The organism is Chamaesiphon polymorphus CCALA 037, from assembly GCF_003003845.1.
GTDB classification, from domain to species: Bacteria; Cyanobacteriota; Cyanobacteriia; order Cyanobacteriales; family Chamaesiphonaceae; genus Chamaesiphon; species Chamaesiphon polymorphus.
Map to the genome: position 1 here is coordinate 1 of NZ_PVWO01000640.1, position 2,760 is coordinate 2,760.

Sequence of the window (2,760 nt, forward strand, 5' to 3'; positions counted from 1 at the left end):
GCATTGTCGCGGCAGACAGGTAGTACATTATTTATGACCTTGATGGCCGCCTTTGCCACCTTACTCTATCGTTACAGTGGTCAGTCAGATGTGGTGATTGGTTCTCCCATTGCCAATCGCAACCGGAGTGAAATTGAGTCATCGATCGGCTTTTTTGTAAATACGTTAGTCTTGAGAACTCGATTAGAGGATAATCCCCGTTTCGAGCAGTTACTGACGCAAGTACGAGAAAATACACTCACCGCTTACGAACATCAGGATGTGCCCTTTGAGCAGATTGTTGAGGCATTACAACCCCAACGCTCGATGAGCCATTCCCCTCTGTTTCAGGTGATGTTTACCTTACAAAATACGCCGCTAGGTGAGATTGAATTACCCAGCGTGAAATTGAGTGAGTTAAACACTCAGAGCACTATTGCCAAGTTCGATTTAACCCTATCAATAAGTGAAAGTTTGATAGGACTGGAGTGTGAATGGGAATACAACACCGACTTGTTTGATAAGTCAACCATCGAGCGGATGGCAAGTCATTTTGAGAACTTGTTATCAGCCATTGTCGCAAATCCACATCAAACACTTAGTGAATTGCCGTTGTTGAGTGAGTCCGAACGCCATCAGTTACTCTTCGACTGGAATAATACCGCGAGGGAATATCCCCAAGATAAATGTATCCATCAATTATTTGAAGAACAAGTAGCCAAAACCCCCAAGGCGATCGCCGTAGTGTTCGAGCAACAAGAATTAACCTATCAACAGTTAAATCACCGCGCCAATCAGCTAGCACATCATCTCCAAACGTTAGGAGTCAAACCTGAAGTCCTGGTGGGCATTTGTGTCGAACGATCGCTAGAAATGGTGGTGGGATTATTGGGGATTCTCAAAGCAGGTGGAGCTTATGTCCCTCTAGACCCCAGCTATCCGACAGAACGCTTGAGTTATATGGTAAGTGATGCGGAGATAGAAGTATTGTTGACACAAGAAAACTTGTTGTCTACACTGCCCTCCCATGTAGCTCAGGTAGTTTGTTTGGATCCCGATGGCGGGGTAATTGAATCTCACAGTCCAGAGAATTTGGTGACTAGTGTTAGTGCAGCTAATCTGGCTTATGTCATCTACACCTCCGGCTCGACTGGAGCACCCAAGGGAGTTCAAATTTGTCACAGTAGTGTGGTAAATTTTTTATCCGACATGCGGTGTTTTCCTGGAGTATCTCCAGAAGACACCTTCAATGCAGTTACGACTATTTCCTTTGATATCGCAGCCCTAGAGCTTTATTTACCATTATTGGTAGGCGCAAAAATTTGGCTAGTCTCTAGTGAAGTTGCTACTGATGGAGAGCGACTTTTGTCGGAGTTATCTCGATCGAGGATAACTGTGATGCAAGCTACTCCAGCTACTTGGCAAATGCTACTAGCGAGTGGTTGGTCTTGTGACTATCCCCTCAAAGTATTGTGTGGTGGTGAAGCATTATCGGCTCGATTAGCTCATCAAATTCTAGAAACTGGGAGCGAATTATGGAATCTGTATGGTCCAACAGAAGTAACTATCTGGTCTCTAATTGCGCACCTGAGAGTAGTAACCACCGAAAATAAACCTTCGGCGATCGGTCGTCCGATTGCCAACACGCAAGTTTACATTCTCGACTCACAACTCCAACCAGTACCAATTGGCGTCGCTGGAGAACTCCACATCGGGGGCGATGGATTAGCCCGTGGCTACCTCAACCGTCCAGAGTTAACAGCCGAGAAATTCATCCCCAATCCCTTCTCACCAGACAGCTCGGCACGGTTATATAAAACTGGCGACCTAGCACGTTACCAACCAGATGGCAATATTGAATTCCTGGGACGTATCGACCATCAAGTCAAGATTCGCGGGTTCCGCATTGAGTTGGGGGAGATCGAAGCAGTGCTCAGTAGTCATCCCCATGTCCGACAAGCAGTTGCCATCGCCACCGAGGATCCGACTGGCAACCAACGACTAATAGCCTATGTAGTCAGTGAGCAAGAGAACCTCAGTACTCAAAAACTGCGGGAATTCCTGCAACAGCAACTGCCCGCGTACATGGTACCCGCTGCCTTCGTCACTCTCGATACCCTCCCATTGACTCCTAATGGCAAAGTAGACCGCAAAGCACTACCCGCACCAGATGGTGAGATCGAGCGCACACAAGAATATGTCGCCCCACACACACCAAATCAAGAAATCGTCGCCCACATCTTCACCACCGTCTTAGGGGTCGAAAAAGTCGGCATTCACGACAACTTCTTTGAATTAGGCGGACATTCGTTATTAGCAACCCAATTAACCTCCCGACTCAAACACAGCTTTACCGTAGACATCCCCCTGCGAGCTGTATTTGAAGCTCCGACTGTCGTGCAACTAGAGCGCACCATCACCCAATTACGCACACAGAAGCAAGGATGGAGCCTACCAGCAATCGAGCGCATTGCCCCAAGTAGCGAATCCATTCCTCTGTCCTTTGCTCAAGAACGACTGTGGTTCCTCAACCAACTCGAAGGCGCATCGGCGACTTACAATATACCCGCCGCCCTGCGGCTGACTGGGGACTTAAATCTCGATGCCTTCGATCGCTCCCTAACCGAAATCGTCCGTCGCCACGAAGCACTGCGCACCAGTTTTAACGCAGTCAATGGCACACCGATGCAGGTGATTCAACCAGCCGCCAGCATGGATATAGCGGTGACAGACTTACAACACCTCACCGACACCGAACGGGAAGTGGTGCTCGAACAACAC

General features: G+C 48.2%; 1 protein-coding gene. It reads left to right on the plus strand.

What is annotated here, in order from left to right; genetic code table 11:
* A partial coding sequence (locus C7B77_RS27620; protein ID WP_146138563.1) for a non-ribosomal peptide synthetase occupies positions 1-2,760 on the plus strand: 2,760 nt, incomplete at both ends.